Consider the following 17,937-nt stretch of genomic DNA (forward strand, 5'->3'; position numbering starts at 1 on the left):
CTATTTTCCTCCGCCTAATACTTCGTTCCATCGATTTGTCCAATTGCCCAGCTCCGAAGTTGCTGTTTCGTAATCTACCCAAGTCAGCTTGCTATAATAATTCTCTCCAACCTTGACCTTCCCCTTAATCTTGTCACCGTATTTCACATCAGAATTCGACATACCATAATAAGATACTGCCGAGAAAGCCTCTTGAGCTTCTTTTCCACTTAAATAGTTTAATAGTTTGTAAGCCGCTTCTTCATGCTGACTTCCCTTCGTTAAAGCCCAGCTCGCAACTGCTGCAACAGCGCCTTCTTTCGGGTATGAGAAACCAATATTCATTCCTTCTTCTTCAAGTGCAAATGCTCGTCCATCCCAATATGGAACTGCTGCGACGTCACCACGTTCTAACAAGGTTTGAATAGACCCTGGATTGTCTGGAAAAGCAGCTACATGCCCTTTTAATTGCGAAAGGCTTTTAAAGGCTTTATCAATATCCTTAGGATTTGATTCTGTCCCCCCTTGAGCATGGACAAGCGCAGAGAAAAATTGCAGCCCGGCTGAATAAGTCGGGGATGAAATCGCTACCTTCCCTTTTAGCTGACTGCTCCATAGGTCTGTCCAGCTGTTTGGTTCCTGCTTTACGAGGTCTTTTCGATAAGCAATTCCAAGCTGACCCATACTAAAGCCTGCTGCATATTGTTTTCCATCAACAGTGAGCTTCTTTTGAACAGAACGGTAAAGTTTTTTGACATTCGGTGCTTGATCTTCATCGATAGGCGCAAGAACGTTTGCTGCAATGCCTCTTTGAATCGTATCAGGCTGTAAAATAAGCAGGTCATACGGTGGATTTTTACCATTTGACGCTTTTAATTTTGTAAACCATTCAGAATCCGCACCAGAGACGGTTTGGACTTTAATTCCCGTATCTTTTTCAAACTTTTCGAGGATCGGTTTGATATTCTTTTCCCAATCGCCTCCGTATACGCCAACGATTACAGTCTGCTGCTGTTTACCTTGATCCTGTCCATTCCCACCACAAGCTGTCAGCAGTAGAATCATTGATAGAGCACCTGCAAAAATAGTGATTAATCTTCTTTTCATGATTCATTTCCCCCTTTTTGTCCATCCATATGACGAAGTGCTTGAATAATATCTTTCTTTGTTAACGGCTCATTTCTATGACTGAAATATTGATGAACTGCATGTTTATAATGTGTACGTTCATTGGCTGGGTAGGAACGCAGCCGCACAGCAAGCTCGCTGCTGGCTTCATCCGTCCATACTTTCTCATAAGCTTCTCTGTGTTCTCCAACATCCCACATGATATTAGCAGGATGATTACCCTTTTCACGAAGCAGATTCGTTTGCTCCTCATCAATCTTCCATTCATTTTGGTCTAGATACACTTTAACGCCATATTGCTGCAGCGCTCTTTCTTCACTTAATAAACCTGCTTCCACTTCATGAAGGACTTTTTCTTTCTCTCTTGCAAATGGATTTCCCCAGCCGCCTCCACTTGGTGATATCAATTGCACAATTTCTCCTTTTTCAAGACGTAGAACATCTATTTTCGGCTGGTCTTGTTTTTCACCTTTTGTTGTGACTAGTTTGACCTCACCGATAGCTCCCGCGCGGCCGCCCATTAGCCCCCAAGGCTGAAACTTCATCCGTTCCATCCCTCGTGCGGTCACCATGGATTCAGGCTTGATCATTTCGAATTCCAAACCAATCGCATGTCCGCCTCTGTTTTCTCCTGCTCCGCCTGTGTTTGGCAAAAGCTCATATCGGTGAACATGAATATCAATATGCTGTTCTAAGCTCTCAATGGGTGTATTTTTCAAAAAGCCAGACGAATGATCAATGCCATCTACTCCATCCGTTCCATTTTGAGCACCGCCGCCTCCGCCTAATGGTTCAACAACAGACATTTTCCTGCCACCTGTTTGATTATCAGGAACGGAGAGAACAACAATAGCTGATTGACCTGCACCTGCTGCCGGCACCGCCTCAGGTAACAGCTTACCAATGGCGCCTAGCACGACATTGAACAGCCGCATCGTAATTGAATGCCGAATACCAACAGAAGCCGGGTATTCTGGATGCACTAACGTCCCTTTAGGTGAAATCACTTCAATCGGATATGTGATTCCGCCATTAATCGGTATAAAGGGATCTTTACTAATAATGTAATTAATCAATCCTTGATATAGGAAGGAATGCTTCTGACCATTGGTGACAAGGTTAAAAGCTGTTTTCACTTGCGGGTCACACTCAGAAAAATCAAGTGTCAGCCGCTTTCCTTTCACCGTTAACTTGATTTTCAACCGGATCGGCACATCCGAGATCATATCATCATCTAAATAATCAGCGAATTCACTCGTTCCGTCCGGAATGGCTTCAATGACCTTTCCTGCACGAACCTCAGATTGTTTCAGGAGGTCCATCATTCCTTGTTTCACTTCATTTATTCCAAATTTCCCGATCATTTCTTTTAACCGAATTTCTGCTGTATTTACTGCAGCAATCATTGCATTGATATCCCCATCATTTAAATGACTGGCTCGGCTGTTGGCTCTTAAAAAAGTACGAACGACCTGATTCTCTTTTCCGCCTTCATAAATTTTCACTGGCGGTATTCTTAATCCTTCTTGATGAACATCTGTCGCTGTCGGTGAAATACTTGAGGGCACAAGTCCGCCCACATCACTTACATGAACAAAAGACCAAGCATAGCTGACAATTTCACCATCTACGAAAATCGGCTTAATGATATGGACATCTGGCAGGTGAGTTGCTAAACCATCTGTCGTATAAGGGTCATTTGTGATGATAATATCTCCTGGCTGCATCGGTCCGCTCTCTTCAATCGCTTTTTTAAGACTCAGCCCTAAAAAGATCGTGACACCCACTGTCTTCGGATAAACAAAGAAATCTCCAGAAGGCGTGGCTAACGCTGTCGCAAAGTCAGCTGATTCTTTGACGAAAGTCGTAAAAGACGTCCGCTCAATGACATGTCCCATGCCAGATGCAATTGCATTAAAATAACTACGCATCATCTCAAGCTTTGCTGGATCAGTTCTCATGTAAAGCCGCCTCCCTTGAAATCACCAAGTTCCCTGATTGATCAATGCTGCCTGCCCAATTTGGCAGAATCAATATTGTCGTATCATCCTGCTCAATGATGGCAGGTCCATTAATGACAGAGCCTACTGACAAAGTATCTCTGTAATAAATAGCTGCTTCATATTCTTTTTCTTCCATAAAGATTCGCCTAAATTCATGTGGCTTCAAAGATTGTCCGCTGCTTTCATGAACAGTTGTGAAAGGCAGCGGCGGCGTCTCGCCTATGACTCGAACTCGTAAATGAGTAAACTCGATGTTCGCCTGATCATCTCTATGACCATATTGACGCTGATGTAGTTTGTGAAAGGCTTCAATGAGTTGATGGATATCTTGTTCTTGCTTCAGCCATTCAGCTGATAAAGGTAATTCAATCTCAAAGGCTTGTCCTTGATAACGTGCATCTGCCAATAATAGTATGGATGTCTGTTTAATATGCTGAATGTTCTGCTGACTGAACCAATCAGTCGCTTTTCGAGAAAGCATCTCATAATCTTTTTTTAGTTGATCTATCGAGTAGTCTTGTAAACATATTTTCTTCGACAGTACCGCATCATGAATAAAGTCAGCGTTCAGGGCACCTAATGCACATAATGTTCCTGGACTTGGAGGAACGACCACGTTTTTCGCATGAATTTCTCGCGCAAGGAAATTCGCTACAACCGGTCCTGCTCCGCCAAACGCTAGTAAACTAAAATCTCTTGGGTCAAACCCTTGCTGCTCCATGACATTGCTTAATTCTGTGTACATATTGGCGACAGCTACTTGAATCAGCTGGTCAGCCGCTTCTTCTACCGTTTTGTTGAGCTGGTCAGCAATTGGCTGAAAGGCCTTTTCCGCCGCGGACAGCTGTAGTTGTAAATGTCCTCCGGCAAAACGCTCTTGATTGAGATAACCACATATGAGGAACGCGTCAGTTAAGGCGGCTTTCATCCCCTTTCCATACGAAGCTGGTCCCGGCTGTGAGCCAACTGATTCTGGTCCTGCTTTGAGAAGCCCGCCCTGATCAATCCATGCAACAGAACCCCCGCCTGCCCCTATTGAATACATCGCAACAGATGGAAGAATGATCGGAAAACCTGAAAGCTGATTTGACTGAGCCATCGTAGGCTGTCCATTTTGAATAATGGAGATATCTGCACTCGTCCCCCCCACATCAAACGTGATCAGATTGGATTCGTTTGCAGCGGCTGCAATTCTTGCCGCACCAATGACACCAGCTGCCGGACCAGAAAAAAGTGTTTTAACAGGTGAAGTTGCTGCACTTTCTGCATCCATTAAACCACCATTTGATTGTGTAATGTATGGAGAAATTGGTACACCTTCTTCTTTCAAACGGCTTTTCAATGTTTGTAAATACTGTTTCACCTTTGGTTGGATATACAAATTGACAACAGACATCACAGTACGCTCGTATTCTCTCATTTGGGGCCATAATTCAGATGAAGTAAGGACTTCTAATTGCGGATAATGGTGTTTGATATAGGCTTTTGCCTGTAATTCATGAACTGGATTTTGATAGCTATGTAAAAAAGAAATGACAATACCTGCTAGCCCTTTAGACATGACCTGCTGGACAGCCTGATCTAATTGCTGCAGATGGAGAGGTTTTTTGATCGTACCATCGTGTATCAACCTTTCAGAGATTGGATATACATGCTTTCGTGGTATCAATGGTTCTGGCAAACGAGAATTGAAGTCATAAGGAATGGGTAATCGTAAACGCTGTAGTGACAATATGTCTTGAAAGCCTTCCGTCACAAAAAGGGCCAAATCTGCTCCTTTTCTCTGCAATAATGTATTAAGACCGATTGTCATGCCATGTACGAGATATTGGATTTTAGCTAAATCAACACCTCTGTCTTTTAGAAGTTTTAGCCCATTGATAATTCCCTGAGCTGGGTCGTCAGTCACTGTGGGTGTTTTGAGTTCAGTTAGCGCCCCTGTTGCTTCATTCATCAGCGATAAGTCAGTAAATGTTCCGCCTATGTCTATGCCAAGCCGATAAGAGACATCCGCCATTTGTACTTCCCTCCTACAATGTAAATAGAACGATATTTTGATAAATTACGACATTTTTTGATATTTGACTCCATATTATTAAAGCATATCGGTCTAGTCAATTTTATTTTTTTAAAATTTCTGTGTGTTAAATTCTTGAAATTAGCCCAAAAAGCAGTGATAAAGCCATTTTGATAAAGCATAATCTTTTTATGAACTGAAAAATTAAAATTTTTATGAATTTTTACAAATGTGAAAAGCAAGAAAACGGATAAAAACCGTTTTTCGAACTTTAAAAGGCGTTTTTTCAAAACCAGGAGAAATTGGTAAGTAATTCTGCTATACTTCTGTTTACAAAATACGCAAACAAGAAAGAGAGCTAGCATCTATGAAACTTCTTAAAATCATTCTCTTGCTTTTACTGATCGTCGTTGGTGTAGCAACAGGCTATATTCAGCTGGAGCAAAGTAAACAAGAGACGACGAATTCATCTTATGACAAGACCATTCACTTCCCATCAGAACGTTACCCTGAAACCGCGAAGCACATAGAAGAGGCAATTGATGAAGGGCATTCATCCGTATGCACGATTGACCGTAAACATAGCGATGAACAAAGAGAACAATCACTTCATGGCATCCCAACAAAGCGCGGGTATGATCGGGACGAATGGCCGATGGCGATGTGTAAGGAAGGAGGAACAGGAGCTTCAGTCAAATATATTAGTCCTTCAGATAATAGAGGAGCCGGCTCATGGGTCGGTCATCAATTATCGGATGATCCTGACGGCACAAGAATACAATTTATCATCGATTAACGCCATTTCCCTTTTCTATCTAAAAAAATTTCCTCGTAACTGCATTCAGGTATTTCAAACATTTTTTTCATGCCGATAATCCTTAAGGAGGTTTATCCTACCTTATACCTAAAGGAGTCAAAAAGCATGAAGAAAAAGGGAAAACTGAGGCTTGGTGCCAAAATTTTGCTGATCTTTTTAAGTGTCATCATCATCTTTTCAGCAATTGTTGGTTATGTGGTGAATCGCGAAATGACAGAAAACATCAAGCACATGGCCACTGAAAAAGCAAAAGGTGATTTAAAGCTAGGCTATGCCTACCTAGATGAAAAAGTAGCAGGCTCGTGGCAGATAAAAGATGGAAAGCTTTACAAAGGAAATACCCAAATCAATGATCATGATACATTGGTCGACCATTTAGCAGAATACACTGATGATACCGTCACAATTTTCCAAGGAAATACCCGTGTCGCAACAAATGTCATGTTAAACGGAAAACGAGCTGTCGGTACACAAGTTTCACCAGAAGTGAAGGCCACTGTATTAGATAAAGGTGAAAACTATTACGGCACAGCAAATGTTGCAGGGAAAGACTACCAAACGGCTTATATGCCGATCAAAAATGATGCAGGCGAAACGATCGGTATTTTTTATACTGGCGCCAACCAAAGCATGATTTCACAAATGCTTCAGTCATTCTACATTCAATTTTTCATAGTTCTGTTGTTAAGCCTAATCGTTGCTGTGATCATTATTTCTATTTTCACAAAGCGGATTCAAACCCGTCTCAAGCGTATGGCTTCTGCCATTAAAAGTGCAGGTGAAGGAAATTTAACCATCAATGTGACAGATACAGCAGGCGACGAACTGTCTGATCTGGCTGATCATTTCAATAAAATGCGGGAAAAACTAAATCACACCATTCTTAATGTGATGAACACGTCTGAATTAGTGGCAACCTCATCTGAACAGCTGTCAGCTAGTGCAGAAGAAACAAGTGCAGCATCCGAAAAAATCACCCATAGTATTCAGGAAGTCGCTCAATCATCAGAAGAACAGTCAGCTCAAATGACAACAAGTGAGCACACGATGATTCAAGTATCTAACGAGTTGGCAAACATCACGGAAAATGCGGGGCAAATGGCTTCAAGAAGTCAATTTGCACAAGAAATCGCCCTAAAAGGTGTACAGAATATTGGGGAAGTAAACTCACAAATGACATCTATTGCAAAATCAATAGAGGAAAATGGGACAGCCATTCAAGCATTAGAAACACGTTCGGCTGAAATTGATCATATTTCCCATGTTATTACAGACATCGCTAACCAGACCAACCTGCTTGCTCTTAACGCAGCAATTGAAGCAGCACGAGCAGGCGAGCATGGGAAAGGATTTGCAGTTGTCGCAGACGAAGTAAGAAAGCTCGCTGAAGAATCTCAATCATCATCAAATATGATTTCCCATCTCATTTCTGAAATCCAAAAAGAGATGACTCATTCAACTAATGCGATTAAACGAGTAAGAGAGGAAGCGGCTCAAGGGACTGTACTTATTTCTCATACAGAAGAATCATTTATTGATATTCAGCAGTCAATGAGAGAAATGGCAGATGGTATCAAGCATTTATCTAGTGCATCACAAAAAATCGCAGCTTATACAAACGATGCGAAACGATCCTTTGCCACTATTACAGAAGGGGTTAAACTAACAAGTGAACATTCACAGCAAGTAGCCGGTTTAACAGAAGAACAATTTGCCGCAATGGAAGAGGTAACTGCTTCATCAGAAGCTCTTGCCCATTTAGCAGGAGATTTAAAAGCAATGGTTTCACAATTTCACATCTAGATTCCTCATATAGAAGCGCAAGACGGCGACAATCGTCTTGCTGCCTAACATTCTCTTCAAGAATCACTCTTTCAACCATTCACATTCCAACGAAAATCTATGTATAAAGGAGTTTTATAAATGAATAACTTAAACCAAGCCTATTCCCTATCTATCTCCTATCACCAAATCACCGTATACACCGGAAGCAAAACACCACCTGTGATTGACTGGTCAGATGATGACATTCTTCAAGGTTTCGCCATAGGAGATCACGGTGTATCCTTTGAAGGGGTCAACAACGGAAATGCATCTGTTACCGTAACTTTAAATAGCAATATGCCCCCAGCTTCGGCTGATAGAACGGTCACAGTGCCTTTTACGCATGCAAGCGATCAAGTTTATATCACAAGCGTCATGGCTCAGGTGCTGTCTTTCCCTATTCCAAAGGGAGACTATCAGCTCACCTGCTATACTTCTCAGCAGGCTGATCAAGACCTTTATCATATGAATTTCCAAACGGTGTAGGTCACGACTGATCGTACAAATCAAGCCACTTTTCCGCAAAGTCTACTGATTCTCTCACCGGTAATAAATATGAACTGGCAAGCCCGATTTGACCGTGATGATGAGTGCCTCCTGATAGAAGAAAGTCACGGCCGATCTGCTCAAATAATTCTTCTCTTGTGATAATATCTTGGTATTCTTTCCATACCCTCCATCCATTTTCTAAGATGGGAGCTCCTCTTGTCATGAGGTCTTGCTGAGGGATGCGATATTCAGCCAGATGGAAAGCTGTCAGACTTTCAAAAGATGTACCAATCAGCAGCACCTGAGCCTGAACATCATACATGCGGGCTAGAGGCGAATGTTCTCCTAATCCAAAAGAAAGTGCGTGGTGTTTCAGAAGCTCATGTTTCTTTTTCCCCCAGGCCGTGAATGAAAAATGAGGATGATTGCTTCTCGCCACGCCCGGGTATTTCCAAAACGTTTCCGCTACCTTTCCCATTGCTGTTGGCATCGAGTAAGCTGGATCAAATGCAGGCATCGTGTCTTTGATCGATTTCCACCATGAAAAAGGAACAGGCGGATCGATCCAATCAGCGGGCTCAGAAAGCTCTAACGTTTGTGCCGGCATGATTAGTGTCCCCTCTTCTGTTAAGGTTTCCATCAATGCTTGTATGAGGGCAACAGCGCCTCCGTTTACCCATCCAATAGATGATAAAGATGAGTGAACACATAAAATCATGCCTTTTTTCACACCAAGTTGAACCAAGTCTGCTTTGATTTTTTCCTTTGTCACCGGTCCAGCTTGATTTTCGATTAATTTTTTCATCGTTTCCTTATCCTCCTGCGTCTCTTTTCTTACTGCTGAATGAGACGCTTAACCGCAATAGACAGTTTATAATTTGCGTAATTTGTCAGCTCCGTTAAAAACAGATCCAGTTCATCATGACTGGAGAAATGACCTTCAGCCATATAACAGCCCTCACCACTTATTTTAAATAAATTCTTGATCTCTTCCTGTCGGTCGAGAAAGGACAGAAGCGGTTCGTGATGATGACTGCGAGTATAGAGCTGCATAAATGTTTGAATGGTCTTTTGCGTCCGCCAGTCAATCGAAATGGTATATGCTTCAATCACACCCTCTTCTTCAAGCTTTAACACACGATTTGCAACAGCTTGACCCGTTAAATGAACTTTTTCACCTAGCGCTTTCATAGTTAATCGGCTGTTTTTTGAGAGCTCTTTTAATATATCCAAATCGGTTTGGTCTAACATTGGCTCACCTCTTTCAAAAATCAAGTCCTTCTGATGAAAGACTTTCATTACCCTCTGTCACATGGAACTCTTTTAATATACTGTAAACTTAAGCAGAAAAAAAGGAGGCCTTTTCATGAAAATCACACTCATTCGGAATGCTACTTTCTACCTTGAATATGGTCAGGCAACTTTCTTCATTGATCCCTTTTTAGCAGCAAAAGGAACATATCCACCGTTTCCTCATACAGCCAATCAACATTTGAACAATCCGATTGTTGATTTGCCTGTAAACATTGACATAGACAACATGCTACACCCAGATGCTGTCTTACTCACTCATTTGCACGTGGATCACTTTGATGACGAGGCGAAACAAAAATTAGACCAAGACCAACCCATTTATACGCAATCGGATAATGACAAAAAAGAAGTTGAAGAGGCTGGTTTCCAGCATGTCACATGCATTGAAGATGAAATAGACATTTATGGTGTTCATATTCAGCGGACAGGTGGACAGCATGGGACAGGAGAAATTGCAAAGCGGATGGGACAGGTCAGCGGTTTTATTTTCTCTCACCCTGATGAACCTACCCTTTACATTGCAGGTGATACCATTTGGTGTGATGAGCCGAAGGAGGTTATCAATACTTGCAAACCAGATGTCATTGTGGTCAATAGCGGAGCTGCTCAATTTTTAGAAGGCGATCCGATTACGATGACGAAGGAAGACATTTTAGACGTTCACCGTTCTCACCCAACTGCACAAATTGTCGCTACTCACCTTGAGGCAGTGAATCATTGCTTACTAACAAGAGCCTCTTTACAATTTTACATTCAGGATCATCAAGCAGCACAAGCCATTTTTGTCCCTAAAGATGGTGAAAGTCTCTCCTTTTGAATAGATTGATAAACAATAAAAAACCGGCACCTCGCTGCCGGTTTCATCCTTATGGTCGATGGTGCTGTGGTTTTTTCAGCAATGGCACAAATCCGTTGTTTTTCAAATGATTGTAATGCTCATCCATCCGTTTCGTAATATGTGTACCTTGTTCCTTTGTTAACACACCATATTGGACGTACTTCTCAATCACTTCTTTTCGTTTAGAAAGAATTTGCTGCTCAAGCGTTTCAATTTGTTTTTGTTGTTCTGTCGTTAGTTTTACTTGATGCGTTACTGGACGCTTTTCCATTTGGGGTGTTTCTCCATGAGCTGTTTCCATATAAAAACCAGACAACAGCATCATCGATAATATGATCAATCCACTTATTCTTTTCATCATTTTATTCCCTCCTTTATTCGCATTTATTTTGTGCACACTTTCCTTTTTTATACATATTCCATCACACAAATTGCACATAATATTCTTACTTTTTCGCTTTTCTTCTGAAAACGTTGTCCTAACAGAAAAAGCGTGCTATGTTTTGTTTTGTATAAAAAATAGAGGAGGATTCTTAAATGAGTCGTTTTTATCATAGAAAATCGATCTGGGTAATGCTTGTTGTGTCTGCTTTCATACTTGTCTTGTCTGCTTGCAGTCAATCAGGCTCTTCTCAGTCTGGAGATTCAAAGTGGGATGAGATTCAAAAGAAAGGGAAAATCGTGGTTGCTACTTCAGGCACCCTTTATCCAACGTCATATCATGATACCGCTAATGGCAAGGATCAATTGACTGGTTATGAAGTGGAAGTGGTCAAAGAAGCATTTAAACGCCTTGATGTGAAAGTAGAATTTAAAGAAATGGGCTATGATGGCATGCTGAGCGCCATTAATTCTGGTCAAGTGGATGCCGCTGCAAATGACATTGACATCACAGATGACAGAAAAGATAAGTTCGCCTTTTCAACTCCTTATAAATATTCTTATGGCACGGCGATCGTAAGAAAAGATGATTTGTCTGGCATTAAAACGTTAAAAGATTTAAAAGGAAAGAAAGCAGCTGGTGCTGCCACAACGATTTACATGGATGTCGCTCGCAAGTACGGTGCGAAGGAAGTCATTTATGATAATGCGACAAACGAGCAATACTTAAAGGATGTCGCTAACGGTCGTACAGATGTCATTCTAAATGATTATTACTTGCAGACACTAGCTCTAGCTGCATTCCCGAAATTAAATATTACGATTCACCCTGACTTAAAATACATGCCAAACGAACAAGGTTTTGTGATGAAGAAAGACAACACAGAGCTTCAAAAAGAATTAAATCGTGTCTTAAAAGAAATGAAAAAGGACGGAACCATGAAAAAGATTTCCGAAAAATTCTTTAATCATGCAGACGTCTCAAAGAAAATAAATGCTGATGTCGAAGATGTCGACATTTCTAAATAAGGAGCCACAAGCGTGGGAGATATTCATTTAGAATATATATTTAATCCTGCACTGGCAAAGGCGTCATTTCCATTTGTCATGAAAGGCATCTGGTTGACGCTGCTCATTTCCTTTGTGAGCATGTTTTTTGGCACCATTCTTGGCTTTTTTATTGCGCTTGCCAGAATGGCGAACACGTGGATGCTTTGGCTGCCTGCACGGCTGTATATCTCATTCATGCGTGGTGTGCCCATTCTGGTGATTTTGTTTATTCTTTATTTTGGATTTCCTTATATCGGCATTGAGTTTACAGCGGTCACTGCTGCCATTATTGGATTCAGCTTCAATAGCGCTGCCTATATTGCAGAAATCAATCGGGCGGCCCTCTCATCTGTTCCAAGTGGACAGGTGGAAGCTGCCAAATCACTAGGGCTCAGCTATTGGCAAACGATGCGCGGTGTCATTTTGCCTCAATCCGTCCGCATCGCACTGCCACCATTGACCAATGTCATGCTCGATTTAATCAAGGCCTCCTCACTGGCTGCGATGATAACTGTACCCGAGCTTTTCCAGCAAGCAAAGATCGTAGGTGGGCGCGAATTCGATTATATGACCATGTATATTTTGGTCGCCCTCATTTACTGGGGCATTTGCAGCGTAGTCTCATTGCTTCAGGACTTTTTAGAAAAACACTATGCAAAATATCTGTAACAAAAAAGAGCAGATCCAATCGACCTGCTCTTTTTTAGATTCAGCTTTAATGTATTAGCCATAACCACGCATATAACCCCAGTAAAGTAAGGATCAAGGTTGGGATGGTCAGGAAGATTCCGGCTTTCATGTATGCACCCCAAGAGATATGGACGCCTTTTTTCTTAAGAACATGAAGCCACAGCAATGTCGCCAATGAGCCGATAGGGGTCATTTTCGGACCAAGATTGGAGCCGATGACATTGGCATAAATCAGTCCGTCTCTCATGACGCCTGCTGTATCTGTATGACCGATTGCTATCGCATCAATCAATACGGTAGGCAGATTGTTCATGACAGAGGACAGCACTGCGGCAAGCACGCCCATAAACATCGTTCCCGCAAGCAAGCCATGCGATGCTCCTTGTTCGATCCATGCTGCCAATATTTCTGTGAGACCGACATTCTTCAGTCCATATACGACGACATACATGCCGATTGAGAAAAAGACAATGGACCACGGTGCTTCTTTTACGACACGTTTTGTCGCCACTTGCGGACTTCTTCTTGCCAGCCACAAGAAGACAAGGGCAATACCGCCCACAATGATGGAGACCGGAACCCCAATGAGTTCCCCTGCAAAATAACCGACAAGCAAACAGCCAAGCACATACCAAGACAAGCGGAACATGCGGATATCCCGGATTGCTGATGCCGGTTCCTTCGCCTGTGATACATCGTATGTTTTTGGGATAAGCTTTCGGTAAAACACATAAAGCACTAGCATGCTTGCTCCAAGCGACACAAGGTTTGGCACGAACATGTTTGCTGTATATTCTAGAAACCCAATATGAAAATAGTCGGCTGATACGATATTGACCAAGTTACTAATAACAAATGGCAAGGAGGTTGTATCTGCAATAAAGCCGCTCGCCATCACAAAAGGCAGGATCATCCGCTCATCCAGCTTTAACGCTCTCACTACAGACAAGACGATCGGGGTCAAAATCAGTGCCGCTCCATCATTCGCAAAAAAAGCAGCCACGACAGCGCCGAGCAATGTTAAATAAATAAACATGCGGACACCGTTCCCTCTTGCGGCTTTTGCCATATGCAGTGCAGCCCATTCGAAAAACCCAATTTCATCTAAAATTAACGAAATAATAATGATGCCAATAAACGCAAATGTTGCGTTCCATACTATCTGCGTCACTTCCCACACATCGCCCAGATGAACGACACCAAAGGCAAGTGCAAGAATGGCGCCTCCACATGCTGACCATCCAATGGTTAAACGTCCTGGCTGCCAAATGACAAGGACGAGGGTCAGGATGAAAATCAAAATGGCCAAGGTGACTGCTCCCAAAGGTGGCCCCCCTTTCATAAAATCCTTATCTATCATACAACGAAACACAGCCGTTGTATGCCATTTTCACATGAAAACCCGCAGGTGATCCCGGGCACCTGCGGATTCGATGACTATTGATCTTTTTTCATCAGCATTAATTCAATAAATAACTCACATCGCTGGCTGAAGTGACTTAAATCGATTGAGGTCATATCAAAGATTTGTTTCATTCGATAATTTAATGTATTTTGATGAATAAACAACTGCTCCGCGGCTGGCTTTAGCTTGCAGTTATTCAATAAGTAGACTTCAAGCGTTTTTAAAAATGAGGTTTGGCTGTCACGGTCTTTTTCTTTCAAACGTAATAAATCTGGATTGAAGTCATTTTTCTTTTTTTGATGACTGTAAATTGAGTCTAAGAACCGGAAAACCCCCAGATTCTCGTAATCATATGGAATCAGCTCTTGTCCCCCCACAATTTTCACAGCCTTCACGACCTCTATCGCTTCAAATCGACTTGTGCTCATTTTCATGACATCTCGATATTCTCTTCCCATTCCAATATACAATGGAGAAGGATGGGCATGCGCTTTCGATTGCAGGTGAGCGATGACGTCAGCCGCAGTCGCTTTCGGTGAGTGCCGGTCTGACAAGCTGCCCAATATCACGACAATGTCGGCTTGAACGGAGTATACGTGATTCACCTTGTCTTCTAGCTGCAAATACGTCCGAATGACGTCCTTTACATCTTCTGCCGTCTCACTTTTGTTATCGGCAGCGTGTACGACCATGACAGTAAACACCGCTGGCAGCGGGATGCTTAAATTCTCAGCCTCCCACTTCAGTTCTTCTTCTGTATAAAAATGATCATCCATGACCTTTTTGAAAAATTCTTCAATCTTGCCTTCCTTTTTTTCCAGCTGTTTCTTATTCTTATAAATCACTTTTCCCACTTGAAAGGAAGCTTCATGCAAAAATTGCAGCTCCTCCTGCGTGAGGGAATCCTCAATGTCCTGCACCCAAATAAAGCCTACAACCTCTTGTTTGTGCTTGGCGCTCACAGCCACCCGCCGATTAAACCCGAGCTCGTCATGACCGCTCACATAAAAAGGCTTTGACTCCTTGTGAAGCCGCTCGATGACCCCTGTTTTCTTTAACCAATCGACTACAGACCCCGGACATTCCTTTGAGAAAATCGTTTGCTGATTGACTGGGTCAAACTGCTGAATGCTGTAAGAATTATAAGCAAGGAGCTGACACTCTGTGCTTTCTAAAATGACTGGTTTTTTTAAATACCCGCTAATAAATGCAATTAACTTATCGACATCAAAAAATGTATGAAGCTTTTCTAATATCTCTTCCATCCCGATTGCTCCCTGATTAAGTAATACATTTATCATACTTCTTTCCGGACAGATTTGCATAGAAACAAGTCGTAGACAAGCAAAAAAAGCATGAACCCGTGTGCACAGGTTCATGCTTTTCCAACTTAAAACATTTCACTAATCGTTTTTGCCTGCATGTGTAGAGCTAGGTAATCTGGACCGCCTGCTTTTGAATCGGTTCCTGACATTTTGAATCCGCCGAATGGGTGGTATCCCACGATGGCTCCTGTGCAGTTACGGTTAAAGTAGAGGTTCCCTACGTGGAACTCCTGCTTCGCACGGTTGATGTGATCACGATTATTGGTAATGACAGCACCTGTCAAACCATATTCCGTGTTGTTGGCTACTTCAAGTGCCTCATCAAAGCTAGATACTTTCGAGAAGGCCAAGACAGGTCCAAAGATTTCTTCTTGCATCAAGCGAGATGTTGGCTCAAGATCTGCAAAAATGGTTGGGTGAATGAAATATCCTTCTGAATCATCACTCGTTCCGCCAGTGACTAAGCGGCCTTCCTGTTTGCCAACCTCGATATAATCCGTGATCTTGTCAAAGGACGCTTGATCAATGACAGGTCCCATGTAGACATCCGCAGAAAGAGGATTCGCTGTTGTTTTCGTTTCTGTGATTTCCTTCACTCGCTCGATCACTTGGTCATACAGCTTCTCGTGGACGACTGCCCGAGATCCAGCTGAACATTTCTGACCTGAAAAACCGAAGGCTGATGTGAAAATGGCATTAGCCGCTAATTCGACGTCTGCATCCTCATCTACAACCACTGTATCCTTACCACCCATTTCAGCAATGACACGCTTTAAATGCTGCTGACCTGGCTGTACTTTTGCCGCACGTTCAAAGATACGTGTCCCTACTTCTCTTGAGCCAGTGAATGTAATCAGGCTTGTTTTCGGGTGATCGACTAAGTAATCTCCAACTTCAGCTCCGCTTCCTGGTACAAAGTTCACCACACCCTTTGGAAGACCTGCTTGCTCAAGCTCTTCCACAAAACGTGCCGCAATGACAGGAGTTGCACTTGCAGGTTTTAAGACAACTGTGTTCCCTGTAACGATTGGTGCTACTGTTGTTCCTGCCATAATGGCAAACAAGAAGTTCCACGGCGGAATGACGAGCGTCACGCCAGTTGGTGTGTATACGTATTGATTGTGTTCCCCTTCGCGGCTGTTCACTGGTTTGCCTTTCGCCAGCTCCAGCATTTGACGAGCATAATATTCAAGGAAGTCGATCGCTTCTGCTGTATCTGCGTCCGCCTCGTTCCAAGGCTTACCTGCTTCTTTGACAAGAAGGGCTGAATACTCATGCTTTTTACGGCGAATGCTTGCCGCAGCACGGAATATGACGCTGGCTCTTTCTTCTGGAGACGTATAGCGCCAAGTTTCAAATGCTTTGGCCGCAGCCTGAACCGCTTGTTCTGCCTCTTCTTTCCCGGCCTTTGATACGGTTCCAACAACTTCATCCTTTTTCGCTGGATTGATCGAGACAATTTGGTCTTTCGTTTCGATTTTTTCGCCATTAATCACGAGCGGATAGGTTTGACCCAGTGATTCTGTTACCTTTGCTAATGCTTGTTCAAACGCTTTGCGGTTTTCTTCCTGGCTAAAATCCGTGAATGGTTCATGTTTGTAAGGTGTTGTCATCTTTGTCACGCTCCCGTTTCAAATTATTTTTTCGTCATTCCTTTTAAAGCAAAGGCAATGTTTGCCGGCCGTTCTGCAAGACGTCTCATGTAGTAGCCATACCACTCTCGTCCATACGGGGTATAGACCCTCATTTGATAGCCTTCCTTCACAAGTGACTGCTGCGTTTCTGATCTCATGCCATACAGCATTTGAAATTCGAACTGACTTGTCGGTATATTGTGTTTTTTTACAATATTTTTCGTGAACTCGATCATTTGATCGTCATGTGTCGCAATGGCTGTATAGTTCCCTGTAAGTAATTGCTTTTCGATCAGTTTCTTGTAATTCTGATCAACGTCTTTTTTGTTCGGATACGCCACTTCGGCGGATTCCTTATAGGCACCCTTTACAAGTCGTAAAAATGGTTGCAGCTCATTGAGGTCATCAAGATCCTTTTCTGTTCTGTACAAATACGCCTGCAGGACCGTACTAACATACTCATATTGAGATTTCATCTCTTTAAAAATGTCCAGCGTTTTTTGACAGCGCTGTTCATCCTCCATATCGATTGTCACCATGATACGGTGTTTTTCTGCCGTATCTAAAATACGTTTCATATTGCGATACACAAGGTCATCGTCAATATCCAGGCCGAGTGATGTCATTTTGAGTGACACGTGGGAATTGAGCTTGGCCTCTGCAATCCGCTGAATGGTTTGAATACACTCATCCGTCCGCTCATTTGCAATCTCTGCCTTTGTGACAAACTCACCAAGGTGATCGACTGTTACAGCCATTCCTTGATCATTTAATCGTTTAATGACAGAGATAGCGCTCTCAAAATCTTTCCCACCGATGATTTTCTTAGATGCAACAGCACTTCCCCAATTACGAGCAATATGGTTCAAGAGACTGCTTTTTGACAAAAACAAGAAGAAATTTCTTGTGACCGACTCCATAAAGGGCACCTCCCACTCTTTGTAAGCTATGTCTTTATTGTAAGGCTCATAAGCTGTCCGCTACAATATTTGAAGATGACAAAAATTCTGACTTTTTTTGTGGTTTTATCACAATAAGAGATA

At 42.5% G+C, this 17,937-nt stretch carries 16 protein-coding genes; 6 read left to right on the top strand and 10 right to left on the bottom strand.

Going from position 1 to position 17,937, the window contains the following annotated elements; translation table 11 throughout:
- The 3 genes from MHH40_RS08500 to MHH40_RS08510 are packed head-to-tail and all read right to left on the bottom strand — an operon-like array spanning position 1 to position 5,127.
- On the bottom strand, positions 1-1,086 hold the full coding sequence (locus tag MHH40_RS08500) for an ABC transporter substrate-binding protein (protein ID WP_050943226.1): 1,086 nt from the start codon (positions 1,084-1,086) through the stop codon (positions 1-3).
- Positions 1,083-3,068, bottom strand: coding sequence for a hydantoinase B/oxoprolinase family protein (locus MHH40_RS08505; protein WP_050943227.1), 1,986 nt, complete (start codon positions 3,066-3,068; stop codon positions 1,083-1,085). The genes MHH40_RS08500 and MHH40_RS08505 overlap by 4 nt, the downstream gene beginning before the upstream one ends.
- Entirely contained in the window at positions 3,058-5,127 is a 2,070-nt protein-coding gene (locus MHH40_RS08510; protein ID WP_050943229.1) for a hydantoinase/oxoprolinase family protein, read from the bottom strand. The genes MHH40_RS08505 and MHH40_RS08510 overlap by 11 nt, the downstream gene beginning before the upstream one ends.
- 367 nt (positions 5,128-5,494) lie before the next feature.
- Between MHH40_RS08510 and MHH40_RS08515 the strand changes: the two genes are divergently transcribed.
- The 3 genes from MHH40_RS08515 to MHH40_RS08525 all read left to right on the top strand — a co-directional run bounded on the left by MHH40_RS08515 (position 5,495) and on the right by MHH40_RS08525 (position 8,254).
- Entirely contained in the window at positions 5,495-5,923 is a 429-nt protein-coding gene (locus MHH40_RS08515) for a NucA/NucB deoxyribonuclease domain-containing protein (protein ID WP_003214307.1), read from the top strand.
- A gap of 126 nt (positions 5,924-6,049) precedes the next feature.
- Positions 6,050-7,747: a methyl-accepting chemotaxis protein gene (locus MHH40_RS08520; RefSeq protein ID WP_050943231.1), complete on the top strand. Its 1,698-nt coding sequence runs from the start codon at positions 6,050-6,052 to the stop codon at positions 7,745-7,747.
- 120 nt (positions 7,748-7,867) lie between these two features.
- The gene (locus MHH40_RS08525) at positions 7,868-8,254 is read left to right on the top strand and encodes a competence protein ComJ (protein WP_050943233.1); all 387 of its coding nucleotides are present in this window, start codon (positions 7,868-7,870) and stop codon (positions 8,252-8,254) included.
- 1 nt (position 8,255) lies between these two features.
- Here MHH40_RS08525 and MHH40_RS08530 read toward each other — a convergent pair whose 3' ends face one another.
- Positions 8,256-9,062: an aminoglycoside N(3)-acetyltransferase gene (locus MHH40_RS08530; protein WP_050943235.1), complete on the bottom strand. Its 807-nt coding sequence runs from the start codon at positions 9,060-9,062 to the stop codon at positions 8,256-8,258.
- Between the two features lie 29 nt (positions 9,063-9,091).
- Positions 9,092-9,508, bottom strand: a complete 417-nt coding sequence (locus MHH40_RS08535; protein WP_003214483.1) for an Lrp/AsnC family transcriptional regulator — start codon at positions 9,506-9,508, stop codon at positions 9,092-9,094.
- 115 nt (positions 9,509-9,623) lie between these two features.
- Here MHH40_RS08535 and MHH40_RS08540 point away from each other — a divergent pair, with 115 nt between their 5' ends.
- Positions 9,624-10,388, top strand: coding sequence for an MBL fold metallo-hydrolase (locus tag MHH40_RS08540; protein WP_050943237.1), 765 nt, complete (start codon positions 9,624-9,626; stop codon positions 10,386-10,388).
- A 49-nt stretch (positions 10,389-10,437) separates the two neighbouring features.
- Here the strand turns inward: MHH40_RS08540 and MHH40_RS08545 are convergent, their stop codons facing one another.
- The gene (locus MHH40_RS08545) at positions 10,438-10,767 is read right to left on the bottom strand and encodes a YckD family protein (protein ID WP_050943461.1); all 330 of its coding nucleotides are present in this window, start codon (positions 10,765-10,767) and stop codon (positions 10,438-10,440) included.
- A 179-nt stretch (positions 10,768-10,946) separates the two neighbouring features.
- Here MHH40_RS08545 and MHH40_RS08550 point away from each other — a divergent pair, with 179 nt between their 5' ends.
- Positions 10,947-11,819 carry a transporter substrate-binding domain-containing protein gene (locus tag MHH40_RS08550; protein ID WP_050943239.1) on the top strand — a complete coding sequence of 291 codons (873 nt, stop codon included), beginning with the start codon at positions 10,947-10,949 and terminating at the stop codon, positions 11,817-11,819.
- 12 nt (positions 11,820-11,831) lie between these two features.
- Positions 11,832-12,509 carry an amino acid ABC transporter permease gene (locus MHH40_RS08555; RefSeq protein WP_003214368.1) on the top strand — a complete coding sequence of 226 codons (678 nt, stop codon included), beginning with the start codon at positions 11,832-11,834 and terminating at the stop codon, positions 12,507-12,509.
- Positions 12,510-12,555: 46 nt separating this feature from the next.
- On the opposite strand, the gene MHH40_RS08560 is transcribed toward MHH40_RS08555, so the two are convergent.
- From MHH40_RS08560 to MHH40_RS08575, 4 genes are all read right to left on the bottom strand, one after another.
- Positions 12,556-13,854, bottom strand: coding sequence for an arsenic transporter (locus MHH40_RS08560; protein ID WP_340900938.1), 1,299 nt, complete (start codon positions 13,852-13,854; stop codon positions 12,556-12,558).
- Positions 13,855-13,967: 113 nt separating this feature from the next.
- Positions 13,968-15,200 carry a PucR family transcriptional regulator gene (locus MHH40_RS08565; protein WP_003214110.1) on the bottom strand — a complete coding sequence of 411 codons (1,233 nt, stop codon included), beginning with the start codon at positions 15,198-15,200 and terminating at the stop codon, positions 13,968-13,970.
- Positions 15,201-15,325: 125 nt separating this feature from the next.
- Complete coding sequence (gene pruA, locus MHH40_RS08570; RefSeq protein ID WP_137055252.1) at positions 15,326-16,873, bottom strand: L-glutamate gamma-semialdehyde dehydrogenase; 1,548 nt, start codon at positions 16,871-16,873, stop codon at positions 15,326-15,328.
- A gap of 23 nt (positions 16,874-16,896) precedes the next feature.
- The gene (locus MHH40_RS08575) at positions 16,897-17,814 is read right to left on the bottom strand and encodes a proline dehydrogenase family protein (RefSeq protein ID WP_050943247.1); all 918 of its coding nucleotides are present in this window, start codon (positions 17,812-17,814) and stop codon (positions 16,897-16,899) included.
- Positions 17,815-17,937 lie beyond the last annotated feature (123 nt).

Source organism: Bacillus sp. FSL K6-2431, from assembly GCF_038005165.1.
In the GTDB taxonomy this organism is placed as follows: Bacteria; Bacillota; Bacilli; order Bacillales; family Bacillaceae; genus Bacillus; species Bacillus pumilus.

Excerpts from the sequence above, each read along its gene's own strand:
- MHH40_RS08565 (WP_003214110.1), bottom strand. The coding sequence starts at position 15,200 with ATGGAAGAGATATTAGAAAAGCTTCATACATTTTTTGATGTCGATAAG.
- MHH40_RS08535 (WP_003214483.1), bottom strand. The coding sequence starts at position 9,508 with ATGTTAGACCAAACCGATTTGGATATATTAAAAGAGCTCTCAAAAAAC.
- MHH40_RS08550 (WP_050943239.1), top strand. The coding sequence starts at position 10,947 with ATGAGTCGTTTTTATCATAGAAAATCGATCTGGGTAATGCTTGTTGTG.
- MHH40_RS08545 (WP_050943461.1), bottom strand. The coding sequence starts at position 10,767 with ATGAAAAGAATAAGTGGATTGATCATATTATCGATGATGCTGTTGTCT.
- MHH40_RS08540 (WP_050943237.1), top strand. The coding sequence starts at position 9,624 with ATGAAAATCACACTCATTCGGAATGCTACTTTCTACCTTGAATATGGT.
- pruA (WP_137055252.1), bottom strand. The coding sequence starts at position 16,873 with ATGACAACACCTTACAAACATGAACCATTCACGGATTTTAGCCAGGAA.
- MHH40_RS08520 (WP_050943231.1), top strand. The coding sequence starts at position 6,050 with ATGAAGAAAAAGGGAAAACTGAGGCTTGGTGCCAAAATTTTGCTGATC.
- MHH40_RS08575 (WP_050943247.1), bottom strand. The coding sequence starts at position 17,814 with ATGGAGTCGGTCACAAGAAATTTCTTCTTGTTTTTGTCAAAAAGCAGT.
- MHH40_RS08510 (WP_050943229.1), bottom strand. The coding sequence starts at position 5,127 with ATGGCGGATGTCTCTTATCGGCTTGGCATAGACATAGGCGGAACATTT.
- MHH40_RS08530 (WP_050943235.1), bottom strand. The coding sequence starts at position 9,062 with ATGAAAAAATTAATCGAAAATCAAGCTGGACCGGTGACAAAGGAAAAA.
- MHH40_RS08515 (WP_003214307.1), top strand. The coding sequence starts at position 5,495 with ATGAAACTTCTTAAAATCATTCTCTTGCTTTTACTGATCGTCGTTGGT.
- MHH40_RS08505 (WP_050943227.1), bottom strand. The coding sequence starts at position 3,068 with ATGAGAACTGATCCAGCAAAGCTTGAGATGATGCGTAGTTATTTTAAT.
- MHH40_RS08500 (WP_050943226.1), bottom strand. The coding sequence starts at position 1,086 with ATGAAAAGAAGATTAATCACTATTTTTGCAGGTGCTCTATCAATGATT.
- MHH40_RS08525 (WP_050943233.1), top strand. The coding sequence starts at position 7,868 with ATGAATAACTTAAACCAAGCCTATTCCCTATCTATCTCCTATCACCAA.